12 protein-coding genes, 1 tRNA gene and 3 riboswitches are annotated in these 19,192 nt (G+C 64.8%); of the genes, 9 read left to right on the forward strand and 4 right to left on the reverse strand.

Annotated elements, in window-relative coordinates:
• Positions 1-87: 87 nt before the first annotated feature.
• Entirely contained in the window at positions 88-1,098 is a 1,011-nt protein-coding gene (locus FVF58_RS11260) for a sodium:calcium antiporter (RefSeq protein WP_149669982.1), read from the reverse strand.
• Between the two features lie 118 nt (positions 1,099-1,216).
• Positions 1,217-1,388: riboswitch (yybP-ykoY riboswitch) on the reverse strand.
• 275 nt (positions 1,389-1,663) lie between these two features.
• Between FVF58_RS11260 and FVF58_RS11265 the strand changes: the two genes are divergently transcribed.
• From FVF58_RS11265 to FVF58_RS11275, 3 genes are all read left to right on the forward strand, one after another.
• Positions 1,664-1,987, forward strand: coding sequence for a hypothetical protein (locus FVF58_RS11265; RefSeq protein ID WP_149669983.1), 324 nt, complete (start codon positions 1,664-1,666; stop codon positions 1,985-1,987).
• A 268-nt stretch (positions 1,988-2,255) separates the two neighbouring features.
• Positions 2,256-4,874 carry a beta strand repeat-containing protein gene (locus tag FVF58_RS11270; protein ID WP_149669984.1) on the forward strand — a complete coding sequence of 873 codons (2,619 nt, stop codon included), beginning with the start codon at positions 2,256-2,258 and terminating at the stop codon, positions 4,872-4,874.
• A 222-nt stretch (positions 4,875-5,096) separates the two neighbouring features.
• Entirely contained in the window at positions 5,097-7,835 is a 2,739-nt protein-coding gene (locus FVF58_RS11275) for an O-linked N-acetylglucosamine transferase family protein (protein ID WP_188130789.1), read from the forward strand.
• A gap of 104 nt (positions 7,836-7,939) precedes the next feature.
• On the opposite strand, the gene FVF58_RS11280 is transcribed toward FVF58_RS11275, so the two are convergent.
• Positions 7,940-8,015 (reverse strand) — tRNA-Arg (locus FVF58_RS11280).
• Positions 8,016-8,289: 274 nt separating this feature from the next.
• Between FVF58_RS11280 and FVF58_RS11285 the strand changes: the two genes are divergently transcribed.
• Complete coding sequence (locus FVF58_RS11285; RefSeq protein WP_149669986.1) at positions 8,290-9,204, forward strand: c-type cytochrome; 915 nt, start codon at positions 8,290-8,292, stop codon at positions 9,202-9,204.
• Between the two features lie 100 nt (positions 9,205-9,304).
• Here the strand turns inward: FVF58_RS11285 and FVF58_RS11290 are convergent, their stop codons facing one another.
• Both FVF58_RS11290 and FVF58_RS11295 read right to left on the reverse strand, forming a co-directional pair.
• Positions 9,305-9,892 carry a hypothetical protein gene (locus FVF58_RS11290; RefSeq protein WP_149669987.1) on the reverse strand — a complete coding sequence of 196 codons (588 nt, stop codon included), beginning with the start codon at positions 9,890-9,892 and terminating at the stop codon, positions 9,305-9,307.
• Between the two features lie 113 nt (positions 9,893-10,005).
• On the reverse strand, positions 10,006-12,096 hold the full coding sequence (locus FVF58_RS11295; RefSeq protein WP_149670168.1) for a UvrD-helicase domain-containing protein: 2,091 nt from the start codon (positions 12,094-12,096) through the stop codon (positions 10,006-10,008).
• Positions 12,097-12,434: 338 nt separating this feature from the next.
• On the opposite strand from FVF58_RS11295, the gene FVF58_RS11300 reads away from it, so the two are divergent.
• The 5 genes from FVF58_RS11300 to gcvP all read left to right on the forward strand — a co-directional run bounded on the left by FVF58_RS11300 (position 12,435) and on the right by gcvP (position 19,113).
• Positions 12,435-13,484 (forward strand): oxidoreductase, encoded by a 1,050-nt coding sequence (locus FVF58_RS11300; RefSeq protein ID WP_149669988.1) that lies wholly within the window; start codon positions 12,435-12,437, stop codon positions 13,482-13,484.
• Between the two features lie 191 nt (positions 13,485-13,675).
• Entirely contained in the window at positions 13,676-14,026 is a 351-nt protein-coding gene (locus FVF58_RS11305; protein ID WP_149669989.1) for a YdgH/BhsA/McbA family protein, read from the forward strand.
• A 152-nt stretch (positions 14,027-14,178) separates the two neighbouring features.
• A riboswitch (glycine riboswitch) is annotated at positions 14,179-14,279 on the forward strand.
• Positions 14,280-14,314: 35 nt separating this feature from the next.
• Positions 14,315-14,469, forward strand: a riboswitch (glycine riboswitch).
• Between the two features lie 80 nt (positions 14,470-14,549).
• Positions 14,550-15,668, forward strand: coding sequence for a glycine cleavage system aminomethyltransferase GcvT (gcvT, locus tag FVF58_RS11310; protein WP_149669990.1), 1,119 nt, complete (start codon positions 14,550-14,552; stop codon positions 15,666-15,668).
• 59 nt (positions 15,669-15,727) lie between these two features.
• Positions 15,728-16,108 (forward strand): glycine cleavage system protein GcvH, encoded by a 381-nt coding sequence (gcvH, locus tag FVF58_RS11315; protein WP_149669991.1) that lies wholly within the window; start codon positions 15,728-15,730, stop codon positions 16,106-16,108.
• Positions 16,109-16,176: 68 nt separating this feature from the next.
• Positions 16,177-19,113 (forward strand): aminomethyl-transferring glycine dehydrogenase, encoded by a 2,937-nt coding sequence (gcvP, locus tag FVF58_RS11320; RefSeq protein ID WP_149669992.1) that lies wholly within the window; start codon positions 16,177-16,179, stop codon positions 19,111-19,113.
• The last annotated feature ends 79 nt before the right edge of the window (positions 19,114-19,192 follow it).

Consider the following 19,192-nt stretch of genomic DNA (forward strand, 5'->3'; position numbering starts at 1 on the left):
CGTGCCGTTAACAACGGAGTGAGGCGGTCAAAGTCAACCGCCCTCAATCGATCGCCCAGGCATGACGACAGGCCTGAAGCCGATCACTCAACGCGTCAGCGTGATCGCCAGATACGTGGCGTACAACACGCCGCACACCAGCAGCGCCCACACGGGCACACCACGCTCGCGCACATTCACACGCAGCCACGCAGCAGCAGCGAGCGTGATCACGATCCCGGTCACCACTTCGATACGCGGCGTCCACGGCGTCAGCAGAATACCGATCGCGGGAAGCAAAGTGCCTTGAAACACCATCGCGCCGGTGATGTTGCCGAACGCCAGCGTGTCCTTGCCGCGTCGAATCCACAGGATGCTGTTGACCTTCTCGGGCAACTCGGTGGCAATCGGAATGATCAGCAGCGACAGCAGCAGCGGCGACACGCCGAGCACCTGCGACACGCCACGCACGCCGTGGATGAACCCTTCCGCGCCCCACACCAGCAATGCAACGGCGAGCGCCAGTTGCAGCACGATGGTCGCGAGATTGGTCGGCACGCCGACGCGAGAGAGCAGCATCTTGCCGGGCGCTTCGGTGCCGTGCCCTGCGTCGACGAGTTCGCTCGATGCGCGAAACGTCATCACCACGTAGGTGACGTACACGCCCACCAGCGCGACGCTGAACATCGCGCGCACGATCATCTGTGTGTGCGGCACGTACATCGCCCCGGCCGCCAGCACGAACGCACACAGGAAATAGTTCAGGTCGCGCGTGAAACCGGTGCGCTCGGGCGCGACCCAGCCTTTGACGCCGCGTGCGCGAAGAATGGCGAGCGTCATCAGAAATGTCGACAGCGTGGAGAGCATCAGCGGCGCGCCGAGAATCGCGCCGACGCCGATCTCCTGATTGACCGCGCTATCGGTCGTGCCACTCGCAATCGCGAGCAGCGGCACGAGCGTTTCGGGCAGCGCGGTGCCGACCGCCGCGAACAGCGAGCCTGTCACGCCTTCGGAGATTTTCAGACGTTCGCCGAGATGTTCGAGCGCGTTGGTGAAGAGCTCAGCCGCCACTAGGATGACGACCAGCATGATCGCGAGTTCGAAGAGCAGACCAGTCATGCGTGACTCCCGACGCATGCGCAAAAAGCACGGCCGCTCGCCGAATGGCGGGCCAACGCGAAAGCATGCGGGGAGACTGACAAGGCGCTACGGTGATTCACAGGGCAACTCCGCGGTCGGACGTATGTAACGAACCAATGACGCACCGCCGCCCGTCCGACCAGAACGAGGCAATGCGTCAATGGTCTCGCCAAACCGACTCGGTCGAACGCGCCATGACCCGCAGGTCAAGTATGTTGACGCGCTCTCCTTCAATGGATGAAGGAAGGCTACTCCCCAATGACCGTGGGATTCTAACGGTAGCCGCTGCTTTCAACAAGCTTATGGCAATGAGATCGCGCCCTAAGGGAGCGGTCTTGCATGCGTTAATCCAGCTACTTGTTTGAAGTGAGATTGCCGGCCCATGATGAAGCTGCTATTTCGCTTTTTTGCGCCGACGTGGTTGCCCAAATCAGTCGGCCATGTAAAGCAGGATCACCGAACGCGGCGCTGCCGGCTGAAGGGTTAAGACAACGACGCGCTACACGCGGGGCTGTGAGCTGCCAACTACAACTTGCGCTGACAGTTGAGCGAGATTGTCCGCCCGGGCCTGAACTCTGCAATTTTTGTTATCACCCGTGTTGCTGGCTCAACGCGGCATGCCACAACCTTGCCTCCTGCACCGCAGACCCGCCTGAGTGGCGCGTTCGATCTGCACCGGACATTGCCGTCGTCGCGCCAATGCCAGCCAAATCGAATCTGGCGCCCCCTCTACCAGGCAAAACGTCTTCCTCAGCACAGCGAGGGGATACGCGCCGCCATTTATCGTTTTTTACGTGAAATTCGTACGGCGCCCTACGCCACGCGAATCTTTGCGTATCAGTTATTTTCCCTTTCCACATATTTCTAAAGATTTCAAAGGTAATGCCGTTGACCAGCTTGGGCTCGGCTGGTTATTGAGCCGCTAACGCTTTGGGTGGCGGTGCGGGGTTATGAAGTCGCCGCCCCAGGAACGATAAATCCATAAAAGACGACACATGACCTCGATCGTAACAATAATGTCAACTGCGCAAGTCGCAGCCCTGACGACGAAACAAATAGCGGCGCTGTCCACATCCGACATCGCCGCTCTAAGTACTGCTCAAGCACAGGCGTTGCAGACGGCTCAGATCGCGGCCATGTCGACATCCGACATCGTCTCCATCAGTACGGCGGCACTTGCGCTGTTCAACAGCTCCCAACTGAACGCGCTTTCCACGAAGGACGTCGCGGCGCTCAGTACGGGCCAGATCGCTGCCTTGACGACCTCTCAGATCAGCAACCTGAGTACGGTCCAAGTCGCGGCGCTGACGACCGCCGAAGTTTCGGCGTTCGCGCCAAGCTTCACCACGACGCAAATCGGCGCGCTCACGACCGCTCAGGCGCCGGGCCTTTCGGCCAGCGTCATCGGTTCGCTGACCACGGCGCAGATGCAGGCCATCTCGACCAAGGAGATCACGGCATTCACGACCGCGCAGGTTGGCGCGCTCGGTTCGACACTCACGACCGGCCAGATCGGCACACTGAGCACGGCCCAGGCCGCCGGCGTGACGACCACGACGATGGCGGCTCTGACGACCACGCAGCTGCAGGCGATCACGACCAAGGAAATCGCCGCGTTCTCGACCAGCCAGCTCGGCTCGCTCTCGACCACGCAGGTCGGCTCGCTCTCGACCGCCCAGGTCGCATCGCTCACGACCAACCAGATCACGACGCTTGCCGCCAAGCTGACGACCGGCCAGATCGGCGCGCTCACGACCGCTCAGGCACCGGGCCTTTCGGCCAGCGTCATCGGTTCGCTCAGCACGGCGCAGATGCAGGCCATCGCGACCAAGGAAATCTCGGCGTTCACGACCGCACAGATCGGCGCGCTCGGCTCGACGCTCACGACCGGCCAGATCGGCGCACTGAGCACGGCCCTGGCAGCCGGCGTGACCACCACGACGATGGCGGCTCTCACGAGCCCGCAGCTGCAGGCGATCACGACCAAGGAAATCGGCTCGTTCTCGACCAGCCAGCTCGGCGCCCTTTCGACCACGCAGGTCGCCGCACTCACGACCGCTCAGGTCGCTTCGCTCTCGACCAATCAGGTCACCACGCTCGCCGACAGCCTCACCACGACGCAAATCGGCGCGCTCACGACCGTCCAGGCGGCGGGCCTGAGCACCTCGATCATCAGCGGGATGTCCACGGCGCAGATGCAGGCCATCTCGACCAAGGAGATCAGCGCACTGAAGACCGCACAGGTTGGCGCGCTCGGCTCGACGCTCACGACCGGCCAGATCGGCGCACTGAGCACGGCCCAGGCAGCCGGCCTGAGCACCACGACGATGGCGGCTCTGACGACCACGCAGTTGCAGGCGATCGCGACCAAGGAAATCAGCTCGTTCTCGACCGCCCAGCTCGGCGCGCTCTCGACCACGCAGGTCGCCGCGCTCACGACCGCCCAGGTCGCTTCGCTCACGACCAACCAGGTCGCAACGCTGGCCGGTAGCCTGACGACCGCCCAGATCGGCGCGCTCGGCACGGCCCAGGCCGCCGGCGTGAGCACCACAACGATGGCGGCGCTGACGACCACGCAGCTGCAGGCGATCACGACCAAGGAAATCGCCGCGTTCTCGACCAGCCAGCTCGGCTCGCTCTCGACCGCGCAGGTCGGCTCGCTCTCGACCGCCCAGGTCGCATCGCTCACGACCAACCAGATCGCGACGCTTGCCACCAAGCTGACGACCGGCCAGATCGGCGCGCTCACGACCGCTCAGGCGTCGGGACTTTCGGCCAGCGTCATCAGTTCGCTCACCACGGCGCAGATGCAGGCCGTCTCGACCAAGGAAATCTCGGCGTTCACGACCGCCCAGATCGGCGCGCTCGGCTCGACGCTCACGACCGGCCAGATTGGCGCACTGAGCACGGCCCAGGCTGCCGGCGTGAGCACCACAACGATGGCGGCGCTGACGACCACGCAGCTGCAGGCGATCACGACCAAGGAAATCGCCGCGTTCTCGACCAGCCAGCTCGGCTCGCTCTCGACCACCGATGTGACAGCCCTGACGACCGGGCAAGTGGCGGCGCTGACCTACCAGCAGGTGAGCACGCTCGGCGCGAGCTTCTCGACGCTACAGATCGGGGCGCTCACGACGGCCCAGGCAACCGGCCTGACGACGACGGTCATCGGCACGCTGAGCACGGCGCAGATGCAAGCCATCTCGACCAAGGAGATCAGCGCGCTGAAAACCTCGCAGGTTGGCGCGCTCGGCACGGCGCTCACAAGCAACCAGATCGGCGCGCTTAGCACCGCGCAGCTCGCGGGCATCACGACCACGACGATGACAGGCTTGAGCACTGCCCAGGTGCAGGCGTTCACGACGAAGGATGTCGGTTCGCTGTCCACCACACAACTCGGTTCGCTCAGCACGACCGATGTGCAGGCGTTCACGACGAGCCAGGTCGCCGCGATGCAGTACGCGCAGATCGGCGCGCTCGTGACGAACTTCACGACCTCCCAGATCGGCGCGCTGACCACCGCACAGACCCAGGGTCTCACGACCACGGTTCTGGCTGCGCTGAGCACGTCGCAGGTTCAAGCGCTGTCGACGAAGGAAATCGCGTCGCTGACGACCTCGCAGGTGACGTCGCTCCAAGTGGGCGTGATGACGACTACGCAGATCGCCGCACTGACGACGACCCAGGTGCATGCGCTGACGTCGACGCAGATGGGCCAGCTGACGGCCACGCAGATCGATTATCTGAATCTGTAACGCGGCAGCCTGCGATCCGGGCCCTGTCCCGCGCGACGACTGCCGCGCGGGACAGGCCCGGAATGCTCTTCACACTGGCAAATCCCGTTCGGGAGTGTGGTATTGCCACGCTTTGCCGCGCCGGCAGCGCCCTGCGATCCACAGCGCAGGGCGCTGCCGGTGCACGGAGCTTGCTAAACTGCCTCGCCCGGCAGGCTCAAAATCTTCATGCAATCGATCCGTATGACAAATCTGGCAGAGCGCCTGGAGGCGCTACTCCATCAGGTGAACAGCGGGGACGCCGCCACGGCGATGCCCGAGCTCGACGCGTTGCTCGTCCAGCATCCCGGACACCTCGGCGCTCTAGCGCTGCGAGCCGAGGCGCTACGCCTGACCGGCCGGCCGACTGAAGCAATCGCCACTTTTCGCGCTGTGGGCGAGAGCGGCGGCGGTGCGCGCAACTGGCTCGCAGCCGGCGTGCTCCTTGCCGCCGAGCGCAGCACGGAAGAAGCGCTCCACTGCCTGCAAAATGCGCTTGCCGAGATGCCGGACAACGATGAGGTGCTCGACGCGCTCATCACTACGCTGTTCAACGCCAATCGTCAGCATGAAGGCATCGAGTACGCACGCCGCCAGCTCGCGGTCAGCGGGAATCCGCGCTTTCTCTCGCATGCCGCGCTGCTGCTGCAAAGCAACGACCTTTACGAAGAGTCGTCAAACGCCTTCAAGAAAATTGTCGAGCTCGCGCCCAACGACCCCGCAGTTGCCGGCGCCGCGCTTGTCCCGGCACGATTCACCTGCGAATGGGAATGGATCGAAGCACTTCAGAAACGCATCGGCGTCTTGTATGACGCCGGCGACTTCGACGCCGCGCACGAATATCCGCTCACGCACCTTACGTGGTGTGCCGACGAACAACGCAATCTCGGCGTGACGCAGGCGTATCTGCGGCGCATGGTGCCGACCGGCGAGCCGGTCTCCCGCAAGCCGCCAGCCGGACAGACCGGCCGGCGTCTGCGCGTCGGCTATCTGTCCTGCGATTTTCGCAATCACGCGACCATGCACTTGATGGCGGGCCTCTTCGAAGCGCACGATCGCGAACGCTTCGAAATCTTCGCCTACGACTACAGCAACACCGACGTCTCCGATTACCGTCAGCGCTTTCTTTCAGCAATCGAGCACCACGTGAGCGTGCATGCGCTAGGCGACCGCCAGGCGGCGGCGCGCATCGTCGACGATGAACTCGACATCCTGTTCGACCTGAAGCTCTATACCGGCGGCGGCCGTCCCGGCATCCTCGCGTTGCGCCCCGCCGCACTGCAGGTGGCGTACCTCGGCTTCCCGGGCAGCGCCGCGAGTGCCGACATCGACTACATCGTGTCGGACCGCTTCGTCACCCCCGATAGCAGCACACGCTGGTACACCGAGAAGTTCTGCCGCCTGCCCCACACATACCAGTGCAACGACCGCAAGCGGCACTTCGCTGCCCGACCCGGCGCGCGAGCCGCCTATGGCCTGCCGGACGACAAGGTCGTGTTCGGCGCATTCAATCAGTCGTACAAGATCGACCCCACGAGCTTCTCGGTCTGGTTACGCGTGCTGGCCGCGGTGCCCGACAGCGTACTCTGGCTCCTCGGCCAGAGCGAGGCGGCCATCGCCAATCTCACGCGCCACGCGCAGCTCGCGGGCATCGAGCCGGAACGGCTCGTGTTTGCGCCGTTCGCCGCGCCGCACGATCATCTGGCACGCCTGCAGCTCGCCGACGCGGTACTGGACACCCTCGTCTGCAACGGGCATACGACCACTTCGGACGCACTCTGGGCCGGCGTGCCTGTCATCACGGCACGCGGCGTGCATTTCCCGTCGCGCGTGAGCGAGAGCCTGCTCAATGCAATAGACCTGCCCGAACTCGTGGGTGCCGATCACGACGATATGGTGCGCATCGCGCAGCGCATCGCCACGGACGCTCAATGGCGCATGGAATTGCGCGAGAAGATCGCCGCGGGACGCCTGAGCGCCCCGCTGTTCGACACACTGCGCTTCACGCGCAACTTCGAACGGGGCATCGAGTTGATGGTGGAGCGGCGCCGCAACGGACTCCCCGACGCGCACATTGACGTGGCCGACTGCGGGCCGGTGCAGGAACCGGATCACAGCGCGCCGGCCGGAACAGCGGCCGGCCCGAAGGCACTGCGAGCGCGCTATGAAGGCTGCCCGCTATGCGGGGGCGGGGGCGCGAGCGTGACGCTCGGCTTCGCCAACAGCACCCGCCACGGACTGTTCAGCGAGCCTGAGGCGTCTACGATAGCGTGGATGCGTTGTCCGTCTTGCGGACACGTTCACAACCAGCACTATCCGACCGAAGCCGGACTGGCCGAAGCAGCGCAACCGCTCGAGTACGCTACTGACGCGGACGCGCATCGCGCTGCCTGGGCGCCAGTGGTGGAGAAGTCGGTGGCGCTGCTGGGCGGCTATCGCGCCCTTGCGCGACGCGATGGCAAGGCGCTTTGGGTCGATGTCGGCTGCGGCGACGGTGGCCTCGTCATGACCGCAGCGGACTGCGGCTTCGCCGCCGTGGGACTGGACTTGCGCGAACAAGCCGTGAGCCGCATCCAGGCACTCGGCTACGACGCCATGCAGCACGACTTCACGAAGCTGAAGTTTGAGGTTGTGGTGGACGTGCTTTCGCTGATGAACGTGCTCGAATACATCCCGCGCGCACGCGAAGCGTTGGAAAGGGCCGCGCAAATCCTGCCGCAAGGCGGCGTGCTCGTCATCGCAACGGCCGATTTGCTCTGCTCGGCCTGGAAAGCGATGGACGCCGCACGGACCAATCCGTACTGGATGGAACGCGAGCGCTGCCATCATTTCACACGCGCCCGACTGCTCGCGCTGCTGGACGAATGCGGTTTCGAGATGGCGGATTTCGCGCTATCCGCGCGGCGCAAGGCGAATATGGAGGTCTACGCGGTTCGTCGATAACCGGCATGTACGTCGCGCATGCCGAGTCGAGCGAGCGACGCTGCAAAAAGAAAAAAGGGCTTATCGCGCAATGCGTAAGCCCTTCGATCGAAAATCACTCTTTGTGGCGCGCCCGGCTGGGATCGAACCAGCAACCCCTGCCTTCGGAGGGCAGTACTCTATCCATTGAGCTACGGGCGCTTCAACACGAATGCGCGGCAACCTGAGCGGATGCGACGCCAAAGCGAGACCGGAAGAATACCCGGTTTCGGCCCGAACGTCCACCGGACGCCCGATATAGCAAGATTTGCCGCCCTCCGGACGCCCCTCGCGCTCCGGGTAAACGCCTGCTGAACACCGCACCGCCGCCCTCGCCGCCGTCGAAATCTTCCGTCTATAATCGTCCGTGGCTGATATAGAACAAGAAGTTGCCGTCACGCTGTACCGCTCACATACCCACGGAGACGAGACAAGCATGAGCGAAGCACCACACGGAGCCCCGATCAAAACCCCAGGGCAGCTCGTCGTCGCCGTCATCGCCGGGTTTGCTGTGCCGATCGTCATCATCATTCTGCTGGCGATCTATGTCGACAATTCGACACGCACCGGCGCCGGCACGGACTCTCTCTCCGAAGCCCAAGTCGTCGCCCGCATCAAGCCGCTAGCCCAGGTCGAGATTCGCGACGCCAACGCGCCGCGCGTCTATAAGAGCGGCGAAGAAGTCTACAAGGCCGTGTGCTCCGCATGTCACGCGTCGGGCGCGGCGGGTGCGCCGAAATTCACCAATACCGCCGACTGGGCGCCGCGCATCTCGCAGGGCTTCGACACGCTCTTGCACGCGGCGCTCGCCGGCAAGGGCGCCATGCCGCCGCGCGGCGGCACCGGCCCGGACGACTACAGCGATTTCGAAATCGCTCGTGCGGTGGTGTACATGGCGAACAACTCAGGCGCGAGCTTCCCGGAACCGGCGCAGCCCGCGGCGGGTGCGGCGGCTTCGGGTGCAGCAGCGGCCTTAGGTGCGGCAGCGGCTGCGCCGTCGGCAGGCGCTTCGGACGCAGCCGCCACTCAGGCCGCAGCGGCAATGGCGGCCATGGCGAGCGTCCCGCAAGCTGCGGCGCCCGCGGCAGGCGGCACGCAAAGCGCGGACGCATCGCAAGCCGGCAAGGCGTTGTATCAGCAGGTTTGCCAGGCCTGTCACGCGGCCGGCGTGCTGAACGCGCCGAAATTCGGCGACAAGGAAGCGTGGGCGCCGCGCCTGAAAGAGCCGATGGACACGGTCTATAACTACGCGCTGCACGGCAAGGGCGCAATGCCGCCGAAGGGCGGCTCGACTGCACCGGACGCCGACGTCAAGGCCGCCGTCGACTACATGGTCAGCGCGGTGAAGTAAGGCGTTCGACAACACCGCTAGCGGCGTTGGCCGCGATACGAAAATCCCTGCATAGCAATAGCGCGTGCAGGGATTTTTTCATGCGCGACGCATTGATGCGTCAGCTCCGATGGAGCCTGTCCGGCGCCGACGCCGGACGGCTGAACGCATCGGCAAAGGCCAGTGCTGGCGCGCTGCGAGCGAGCGCGGTGAAACGCGCGTTCAACGTGGCGGGCGCAAGCCACGGATAGTCCAGGCCCTCCTGCAACGCGTCGAGCAATGCGCCGTCGGCATCGGGCACCACGTCCATGCGGGCGATATGGATGTCGAACCCGGTGACGGCCTGCGAGTCGTCGAAGATCCATTGGTACACACCGTGGCCGACCCGCAATGCGCCGCTCGCCGTCTCACGCATCACCACCAGCCAGGGCAGCGCGTCGATCACGCCGCCTTGCACGTCGAGCGAATCGCACACGTAGTAAGTCCGGCAGCGCGTATATTGCGCGCCGAAATCCGTGACGAGCGTTTTCGCGATCGCGTCGGCGCCCACGACGCGGGCCGGAAATGCAATCGCCGAAGTCGCAAGCGAAATGGTGAGCACCGCGTCCGCCGCGAAGACTTCGGCGATGCGTCGAGGACGGGTGTTGTCTTTCGCGTCGATGTAGGTTTCGAGCGCGCGGCGATAGCGTGCGAGCGGCGGCGGGGTCATGCGGGCGTTCTCCGATTCACGCCCGCCGGCATTGCGTCGACGAGCCGCGCCACTCTAGCTCAAGCCTTCGGAAAAAGCGCCGAAGCACATGCGACGCACGGGGTCTTGCGAACTCAAGGCTTCTGCAACAACGCCTTCAAACTCGCGAGCCGGTCTTTCGGCGACATCGGCGCTTCTTCGGGCGTCGGCGGCGGCGCATCGTCGAGCAACATTTCGGGAATGAAGCGCGACGGCTCGCACACCACCGTCTCCCGCGCGCGCTTGCGCTTCTTGCACCAGTTCAGATGCAAACTGCGCTGCGCACGCGTGATCGCGACGTACATCAGACGGCGTTCTTCCTCGATGCGCGCGTCGTCGATCGGTTCGTCGTCGGGGCCGCCGCGATGCGGCATGATGCCCTCCTCGACGCCCACCAGAAACACGTGCGGATACTCCAGCCCCTTCGACGCATGCACGGTCGAAAGCCGCACCGCGTCGGGATCTTCCTCGCGGCCTTCGAGCATCGACATCAGCGCGACGGTCTGGATCAGGCCGAGCAGGTTCTTGCCGGTGTCGCCGAAACCGTCTGCCGTGTCGTAGCCGGTCGCTTCGCTGTTCGCGCCGCCTTCGGGCTCGGCCTTGGTGCCCTTGCGCTTGAGCCACTCCATGAACTCCAGCACGTTCTGCCATTTGGCCTGCGCCTGGCGTTCGTCGAATGCGTCGTACAGGTACGCCTCGTAGTGGATCGCGTCCATCAGTTCGTCGAGCAGCGTGCCGGCCGCGTCCTTTTCCGCGCGATCGGTAAGCCGCTGCATGAAGTCGCAGAACACGCGCATCGGTTCGATCTGGCGCGGCGACAGACGCGCTTCGATGCCGCCCATGTACACCGCCTCGAACAGCGACACCTTCGCCTGGCCCGCGAACGAGCCGAGCGCTTCGAGCGTCGTATTGCCGACGCCGCGGCGCGGCGTGGTGATCGCGCGGATGAACGCGGGGTCGTCGTTGGCGTTGGCGATCAAACGCAGGTATGCGCAGATGTCCTTGATCTCGGCTTTATCGAAGAACGACTGGCCGCCGGACAGCACGTACGGAATCCGCTCGCGACGCAGCACCTGCTCGAAGATGCGCGCCTGGAAGTTGCCGCGATACAGGATCGCGTAGTCGCGGAAATTCGCGCGCCGCTCGAACTTGTGCGCGGACAGGCGGAACACCACCGACTCGGCCTCGTGTTCTTCGTCGTTGCAAGGCGTGACGGTGATCGTGTCGCCCATCCCGTGTTCGGACCACAGCTTCTTTTCGAACAGCTTCGGGTTGTTCGCGATCACGTTGTTCGCGGCGGTCAGAATGCGCACCGTCGAGCGGTAATTCTGTTCCAGCTTGATCAGGTGCAGCTTCGGAAAATCCTTGCTGAGCTGCCCGAGATTTTCGAGCGTCGCGCCGCGCCAGCCGTAAATCGCCTGGTCGTCGTCGCCGACCGCCGTGAACGCCGCACGCTTGCCCGCCAGCAGCTTCACCAGTTCGTACTGGCACGCGTTGGTGTCCTGGTACTCGTCGATCAGCAGATAGCGCAGCTTGTTCTGCCAGCGCTCGCGCACCTGCTCGTTCTTCGCAAAGAGTTCGGCGGGCAGGCGGATCAGGTCGTCGAAATCGACCGCCTGATACGCGTGCAGCGTCGCCACGTAGTTGCGGTAGACGATCGCGGCCTGATGCTCGTCCTCGTTCGCGGCGATCGCGATCGCCTCTTCGGGCATGATCAGGCCGTTTTTCCACAGCGAGATGATCGACTGGATCTTGCGGATAAAACCCTTGTCCGTCGAGCCGACCTGCTCCTGGATCATGCCGAAGCAGTCGTCCGAATCCATGATCGAGAACTGCGGCTTCAAGCCGACGTGTTCCGCCTCCTGCCGCAGAATCTGCACGCCGAGCGAGTGGAAGGTGCAGACCGTCAACTGATTGACGGGCACTTTGCGGCCTTCCTTGCCGGGCGTGGTGAGCGTCTTGCCTTCGAGCAGCTTGCCTACGCGCTCGCGCATTTCCGCCGCGGCCTTGTTCGTGAACGTGACAGCGGCGATGTGGCGCGGCTCGAAGCCTTTGGCTTCGATCAGGTGCGCGATCTTCTGCGTGATCACGCGCGTCTTGCCGCTGCCTGCGCCGGCGAGCACGAGACACGGACCGTCGAGATAACGGACCGCTTCATTTTGAGCGGGGTTCAGGCCTGCGGACATCGTCTGTGGATGGGTAATGCGGTTGAAAGCGGCGGTTGAAAGCGCGTCGGCGCGAAACTGCCGGCCGAAGGCTCGGGGCATGCTGCGCGACGGCGTCGGCTGGAACGGACGCGCCGAGGGGTGCGAAGGCGTCCCGTTCCGCTGCGATTCGCGCGAGAGGAGCGATGTTAACATGGATACCTCGATAGATACCCCCGACCGAGGTCCGCAACGGCTACCCCGGACGGATCGCAACGAAGACGCTGACGGTCCGCCTTCGGGACATGCCACAATTGCGGGTGTTGCGCGCCGTCGCCGCGGTGGCAAAGCGGCGCGCCGTTTTTTGCAGGAAGACACGCATGTCCGCATCGCTGAAAATTGGATTGATGGGCTACGGTTTTGCCGGCGCGACCTTTCATGCGCCGGTGATCGCGCATTGCGGGCGCGCCAATGTCGCCGCCATCGCCACGAGTCAGCCCGAGAGCGCGCTGGCCGACTATCCGCACGCGAAAATCGTGGCCAACCTCGACGCGCTTCTGGCGCTCGACGACATCGAGTGTGTCGTGATCGCGACCCCCAACGACACGCACTTCGACCTCGCGCGCCGCACGCTCGAAGCCGGCAAGCACGTGGTGGTCGACAAGCCGGTCACGCTGAGCGCCGCCGACGCCCATACGCTCGCCAACATCGCGCTCGCGCGGGGCAAGCTGTTCGTGCCGTTTCACAACCGTCGCTGGGACGGCGATTTTCTGACCGTGCGCGATCTGCTCGCCCGCGTGGAGCTGGGGCGCGTCACGCAATTCGAATCGCACTTCGACCGCTTCCGCCCGCAAGTACGGCAGCGCTGGCGCGAAGAGGTGTCGCGGGGCGGCGGCTTGCTGTTCGACCTTGGGCCGCATCTGATCGACCAGGCGTTGGCGCTGTTCGGCAAACCGCAAACCGTGTCGGCGACGGTGCGCACGCATCGCGACGAGGCAAGCGCGCCGGACTATGTGCACATTCAGCTCGGCTACGCCGAGTTCGAGGTGGTGTTGCACGCGAGCGCATTGACGGCTCTGGTCGCGCCGCGCTTTGCGATCCATGGCACGCGCGGCAGTTACGTGAAGCACGGCCTCGACACCCAGGAGGACCAGCTGAAGGCCGGTCTGCGCCCGGGCGATGAAGGCTTCGGCGCGGGCAATCCGGCCGGCGTGCTGCGCGTGCTGGAAGGCGATCAGGAAGTCGAACGCGAGGTTCCCACGCGCAACGGCGACTACGTCGGGTTCTATATCGCGCTGGCGGACGCCATCCAGAACGGCGTCGCATTCCCTGTGCGGCCTCAGGATGCGGTCGACGTGATGACCATCATCGAGCTTGCCGCGCGCAGCTCGGAAGAAGGCGTGCGCCTGCCGTTCGAGTCCATTCGCTGAACTGTTCCGCTGCGCGGCGTGACGGCTTGTGTACCTAAAAACACATTGGCCGAGCGCCGCGCGCATCAACCTGACGTCCCCGAAAGGAACATAACGTTACAACTCTGCCCGCCTCCCCGGTCAGCGCGCCGCCGCGATCATCCGTTGCTACCCGAGTAGCACCATCAAAGAAAACGACTTCCGGAGAGTCCATGCCCCGTACCCTTCGCGCCATTGCCGCATGCGCCTTGCTCAGTTCTCTCGCCGCCTGCGTGGTGACGCCCCAGCCGGCGCCGGCGCCGCGCCCCAGCCCGCAGCAGATCGCGGATCAGCGTCTGCATCAGGTGGACGGCCGGATCGATAATCTCGGCCGCCGCATCGACAAGCGCGTGAATCAGGGCGACTACCCGCCGCCGCAAGGCGCAGCGCTGCATCATCGGCTGGACGTGATCCGCCAGGAAGCGCACGACATGGCCGCGCAACACGGCGGCGGCCTTACCGCCGACGAACAGCGCGTGCTGAATCAGGAGTTGGACAACGCGGCTCGCGCGATCGGCGAGTAAGCGCTGCCGGTTCCAGCACTGAAGCAACACGAGCGCGGACAGCAGCGCGGGCAGCATGGCCCGCGCTTTTTGACGCCGGCGCCGCGCCCCGCTAGCCACCATGCCGGTCGCGGGCCTTTATTTGACAAGCCCCCAGCCGTCGCGTACATTCGCCGCACGCGTCGGGAGAGCGCGCTGGCCGCCGAATATCGCAGGCCGCGCCGCCGAAGGGGCACACCCGCAAACTCTCAGGCAAAAGGACCGACCGCGTCGAAAAATCCGCGCCAAAGCAACACGTCAAGGCACGGTTTTTCGCACTCTGGAGAGCGGCAGTAGCCGTCTGCGTTTTGGCAACATCACGTAGGCTCAGGCAGGCTGCCCACCGAAGGGGCGCGCGTTTCACCGCGACAGATCAACGTTCGCGGTAGCGCAATCTCTCAGGTATCGAGGACAGAGGGGTCATGCAAAACCACGCTCGCAGGCATCAGGCCGCGAGGCGTAGCGCCGCATGGCCTTTTTTGTTTCGCGAGATGCCCGAGGCCCTATGACCGAACTCAAACACACCCCGCTCAACGCCACTCACCGTGCGCTCAACGCCCGCATGGTCGATTTCGGCGGCTGGGACATGCCCGTCAATTACGGCTCGCAGATCGAGGAACACCGCGCCGTGCGCACCGACGCCGGCATGTTCGACGTTTCGCACATGTGCGTGGTCGATTTCACCGGCGAGCGGGTGCGCGCCTTCTTCGAATACGCGCTGGCCAACAACGTCGGCAAGCTGCAAACGCCCGGCCGCGCGCTCTACTCCTGCCTGTTGAACCCGAACGGCGGCGTAATCGACGATCTGATCGTCTATTACTTCGGCGAAGACCACTTCCGCGTGGTCGTCAATGCCGGCACTGCCGACAAAGATATCGCCTGGTTCGGCCAACTCAACACCGACGACGGCTTCGGCCTGACCATCACGCCGCGCCGTGACTTCGCGATCGTTGCCGTGCAAGGTCCGAACGCGCGCGAAAAAGTCTGGCAAACGGTGCCCGCCGCGCGCGCCGCCACCGAAGCGCTCAAGCCGTTCAACGCCGCGCGCGTCGAAAACACGCCGTTCGGCGAATTGACCGTGGCGCGCACCGGCTACACCGGCGAAGACGGCTTCGAAATCATCGTGCCGGCGGCCCACGTTCAGGCCCTGTGGAACGCGCTGCACGCCCAAGGCGTGCGCCCGGCCGGCCTCGGTGCACGCGACACGCTGCGCCTCGAAGCCGGCATGAACCTGTACGGCCAGGACATGGACGACAATGTCTCGCCGCTTGACGCCGGACTCGCATGGACCGTCGACCTGACCTCGCCGCGCGACTTCGTCGGCAAAAGCCGGCTCGAAGCCGACGGCTCGAAGGCGGCGTTCGTCGGCCTGATCCTGCTGAAGGAAAACGGCAAGGCGGCCGGCGTGCTGCGCGCGCATCAGAAAATCCTCACACCGCACGGCGAAGGCGAAATCACCAGCGGCACTTTTTCCCCGACCATGCAGGAATCCATCGCTTTCGCGCGCGTGCCCAAAGGCGTGCTGCCGGGCGACACCGTTCACGTCCAGATTCGTGACAAGGCCCTGCCCGCAAGCGTGGTAAAACTGCCGTTCGTGCGCAACGGCAAGGTGCTGGCAGTTTAAGCAGCCGCGCGCACGTCCCCCTTTTAAGCCAATAACGAACACACCGCAAGGAGCATCCGATGAGCATCCCGGCCGATCTGAAATACACCGAATCGCACGAATGGGTCCGCACCGAAGCGGACGGCACGCTGACGGTCGGTATCACCGACCACGCGCAGGAAGCGCTCGGCGACATCGTCTTCTTCGAAGTCCAGCAACTGGGCAAGACCGTCACCGCAGGCGACACCGTCGCCGTGATCGAATCGGTGAAGGCCGCTTCCGATATCTACGCGCCGGTCTCGGGCGAGATCATCGAAGCGAACACGGCTGTGGCCGACTCGCCCGACTCGGTCAACAGCACGCCGTACGACAGCTGGCTCTTCAAGATCAAACCCGCCGCCGATGCAGCGCAGGACCGCCTGATCGACGCCGACGCGTACACCAAGTCGATCGGCGCCTGATTCACATTTCGTTAAACGTCAGGTGCGGCCCCCGCGAGGCATCGCGCGCCGCACCGCCAGGAACACCCATGAAGCTCGAACACCCGGATCGTCTGATGAACCGCACTCCTCTCTCGCTCGCCGCGCTCGAAGTGCATGACGCCTTCGCCGAACGGCACATCGGCCCGGATTCGGCCGACCAGCAAGCGATGCTCGAAGCCCTCGGCTTCGCGTCGCGCGCCGCGCTGATCGACGCCGTGATTCCGCAGACGATCCGCCGCACCGAAACGCTGCCGCTCGGCCCCTTCGGGCAACCGAAGAGCGAAGCCGAAGCGCTCGCCGCGCTGCGCGAGCTGGCGGACAAGAACCAGGTGTTCCGCTCGTACATCGGGCAGGGCTACTACAACGCGCACACGCCGGCGGTGATCCTGCGTAACGTGCTCGAAAATCCGGCGTGGTACACCGCGTACACGCCGTATCAGCCGGAAATCTCGCAAGGCCGTCTGGAAGCGTTGCTGAACTTCCAGCAGATGATCGTCGACCTGACGGGTCTGGCGATCTCGAACGCGTCGCTGCTCGACGAGGCCACCGCCGCCGCCGAAGCGATGACGCTGCTGCAACGCGTGGGCAAGCCGAAGTCGAACGTGTTCTTCGTCGCCGACGACGTGCTGCCGCAAACCATCGAAGTGGTGAAGACGCGCGCCACGCCGGTCGGCATCGAAGTGAAAGTGGGCCCGGCCGCGGAAGCCGCGAATGCGAACGCATTCGGCGTTCTGCTGCAATACCCGGGCGTGAACGGCGACGTGCGCGACTACCGCGCGCTGACCGAAGCCATCCACGCAGCGGGCGGCCACGTGGTGGTCGCCGCCGATCTGCTCGCGCTGACCGTGCTCACGCCGCCGGGCGAATGGGGCGCGGACGTGGCCGTCGGCAATACGCAGCGCTTCGGCGTGCCGGTGGGCTTTGGCGGCCCGCATGCCGCTTATCTCGCGGTGCGCGACGAATTCAAGCGTCAGATGCCGGGCCGTCTGGTCGGCGTGACCATCGACGCGCAAGGCAACTCCGCGCTGCGTCTCGCGCTGCAAACGCGCGAACAACATATCCGTCGCGAGAAGGCCACCTCGAACGTGTGTACCGCGCAGGCGCTGCTCGCGATCATGGCCAGCATGTACGCGGTGTATCACGGCCCGCACGGTCTGAAGACCATCGCGCTGCGTGTGAACCGGATCGCCGCCCTGCTCGCCGAAGGCGCGAAGCAACTCGGCTACACGCTCGTCAATGAAACCTTCTTCGACACGCTCACGTTCGACACCGGGGTGCGCACGCAAGCGCTGCTCGACGCGGCCACCGCGAAGCGCATCAACCTGCGCCGCGTGAGCGCCACGCAAGTCGGCCTGTCGATCGACGAAACCACCACGCGCCACGATCTGGCCGATCTGCTCGCCGTGTTCGCGCAAGCGGCTTTCGCCAGCGACGTGCCGCAAGTCGACGCGCTCGACGCGACGCTCGCCGCATCGAACACCGCATCGGTGCCGGCCGCGCTTGAACGCACCAGCGCGTACCTCACGCACCACGTGTTCAACCGTCATCATTCGGAAACGGAAATGCTGCGCTATCTGCGCAGCCTGTCGGACAAGGACCTCGCGCTCGACCGCTCGATGATCCCGCTCGGCTCGTGCACGATGAAGCTGAACGCGACCTCGGAAATGCTGCCCGTCACGTGGCCCGAATTCGGCCAGATCCATCCGTTCGCGCCGGCCGATCAAACCGTCGGCTACCGCGAGATGATCGATCAACTCGAAGAGATGCTGGTCGCCGCAACCGGCTATGCCGCCGTGTCGCTGCAACCGAATGCCGGCTCGCAAGGCGAGTACGCGGGTCTGTTGATCATCCACGCGTATCACGCGTCGCGCGGCGAAGCGCATCGCAACGTCTGCCTGATTCCCGCTTCGGCGCACGGCACCAACCCGGCGTCGGCGCAGATGGCCGGCATGCAGGTCGTGGTAGTTGCGTGCGACGCGCAAGGCAACGTCGATATCGAAGACCTGAAGAAGAAGGCCGCCCAGCACGCCGACAAACTCGCGGCGATCATGATCACATATCCGTCCACGCACGGCGTGTTCGAGGCGAACGTGCGCGAAATCTGCGAGATCGTGCACGCGCACGGCGGCCAGGTGTATGTGGACGGCGCGAACATGAACGCGATGGTCGGCCTGTGCGCGCCGGGCCAGTTCGGCGGCGACGTCTCGCACCTGAACCTGCACAAGACCTTCTGCATTCCGCACGGCGGCGGCGGACCGGGCGTCGGCCCGGTCGCGGTCGGCGCGCACCTCGCGCAGTTCCTGCCGAACCAGATCTCGTCGGGCTATGAGCGCACGCCGAACGGTATCGGCGCGGTGTCGGGCGCACCGTACGGCTCAGCATCGATCCTGCCGATCTCGTGGATGTACATCGCGATGATGGGTGCGAAGAACCTGACCGCCGCGACCGAAACCGCGATCCTCAACGCGAACTACGTCGCGAACAAACTTGCGCCGCACTATCCGGTGTTGTATTCGGGCCCGGGCGGACTGGTCGCGCACGAGTGCATTCTCGATCTGCGCCCGCTTAAGGAAACCAGCGGCATCACCGTCGACGACGTCGCCAAGCGCCTCGCCGACTACGGTTTCCACGCGCCGACGATGAGCTTCCCGGTGCCGGGCACGCTGATGGTCGAGCCGACCGAATCGGAATCGAAAGAAGAACTCGATCGCTTCATCGAAGCAATGATCGCGATCCGCAGCGAAATCCGCGCGGTCGAGGAAGGCCGCTCGGACCGCGAGGACAATCCGCTGAAGCATGCGCCGCACACCGCGGCGGTGGTGATCGCCGACGACTGGAAGCATGCTTATGCTCGCGAAACCGCCGCGTATCCGCTGCCCACGTTGATCGCGAAGAAGTACTGGCCGCCGGTCGGCCGTGCGGACAACGTGTACGGCGACCGCAATCTGTTCTGCTCCTGCGTGCCGATCGCCGACTACGAGTAAGCGTGACCACGCCGCGCATCGCCGGCTGCCCGCAACACGCGGCAGGGCGGTGCGCGCTGTTCCGCCCGGGCTCCTGTCG

The organism is Paraburkholderia panacisoli, assembly GCF_008369935.1.
GTDB lineage: Bacteria > Pseudomonadota > Gammaproteobacteria > Burkholderiales > Burkholderiaceae > Paraburkholderia > Paraburkholderia panacisoli.

Excerpts from the sequence above, each read along its gene's own strand:
- FVF58_RS11260 (WP_149669982.1), bottom strand. The coding sequence starts at position 1,098 with ATGACTGGTCTGCTCTTCGAACTCGCGATCATGCTGGTCGTCATCCTA.
- FVF58_RS11270 (WP_149669984.1), top strand. The coding sequence starts at position 2,256 with ATGTCGACATCCGACATCGTCTCCATCAGTACGGCGGCACTTGCGCTG.
- FVF58_RS11275 (WP_188130789.1), top strand. The coding sequence starts at position 5,097 with ATGACAAATCTGGCAGAGCGCCTGGAGGCGCTACTCCATCAGGTGAAC.
- FVF58_RS11285 (WP_149669986.1), top strand. The coding sequence starts at position 8,290 with ATGAGCGAAGCACCACACGGAGCCCCGATCAAAACCCCAGGGCAGCTC.
- FVF58_RS11290 (WP_149669987.1), bottom strand. The coding sequence starts at position 9,892 with ATGACCCCGCCGCCGCTCGCACGCTATCGCCGCGCGCTCGAAACCTAC.
- FVF58_RS11295 (WP_149670168.1), bottom strand. The coding sequence starts at position 12,096 with ATGTCCGCAGGCCTGAACCCCGCTCAAAATGAAGCGGTCCGTTATCTC.
- FVF58_RS11300 (WP_149669988.1), top strand. The coding sequence starts at position 12,435 with ATGTCCGCATCGCTGAAAATTGGATTGATGGGCTACGGTTTTGCCGGC.
- FVF58_RS11305 (WP_149669989.1), top strand. The coding sequence starts at position 13,676 with ATGCCCCGTACCCTTCGCGCCATTGCCGCATGCGCCTTGCTCAGTTCT.
- gcvT (WP_149669990.1), top strand. The coding sequence starts at position 14,550 with ATGACCGAACTCAAACACACCCCGCTCAACGCCACTCACCGTGCGCTC.
- gcvH (WP_149669991.1), top strand. The coding sequence starts at position 15,728 with ATGAGCATCCCGGCCGATCTGAAATACACCGAATCGCACGAATGGGTC.
- gcvP (WP_149669992.1), top strand. The coding sequence starts at position 16,177 with ATGAAGCTCGAACACCCGGATCGTCTGATGAACCGCACTCCTCTCTCG.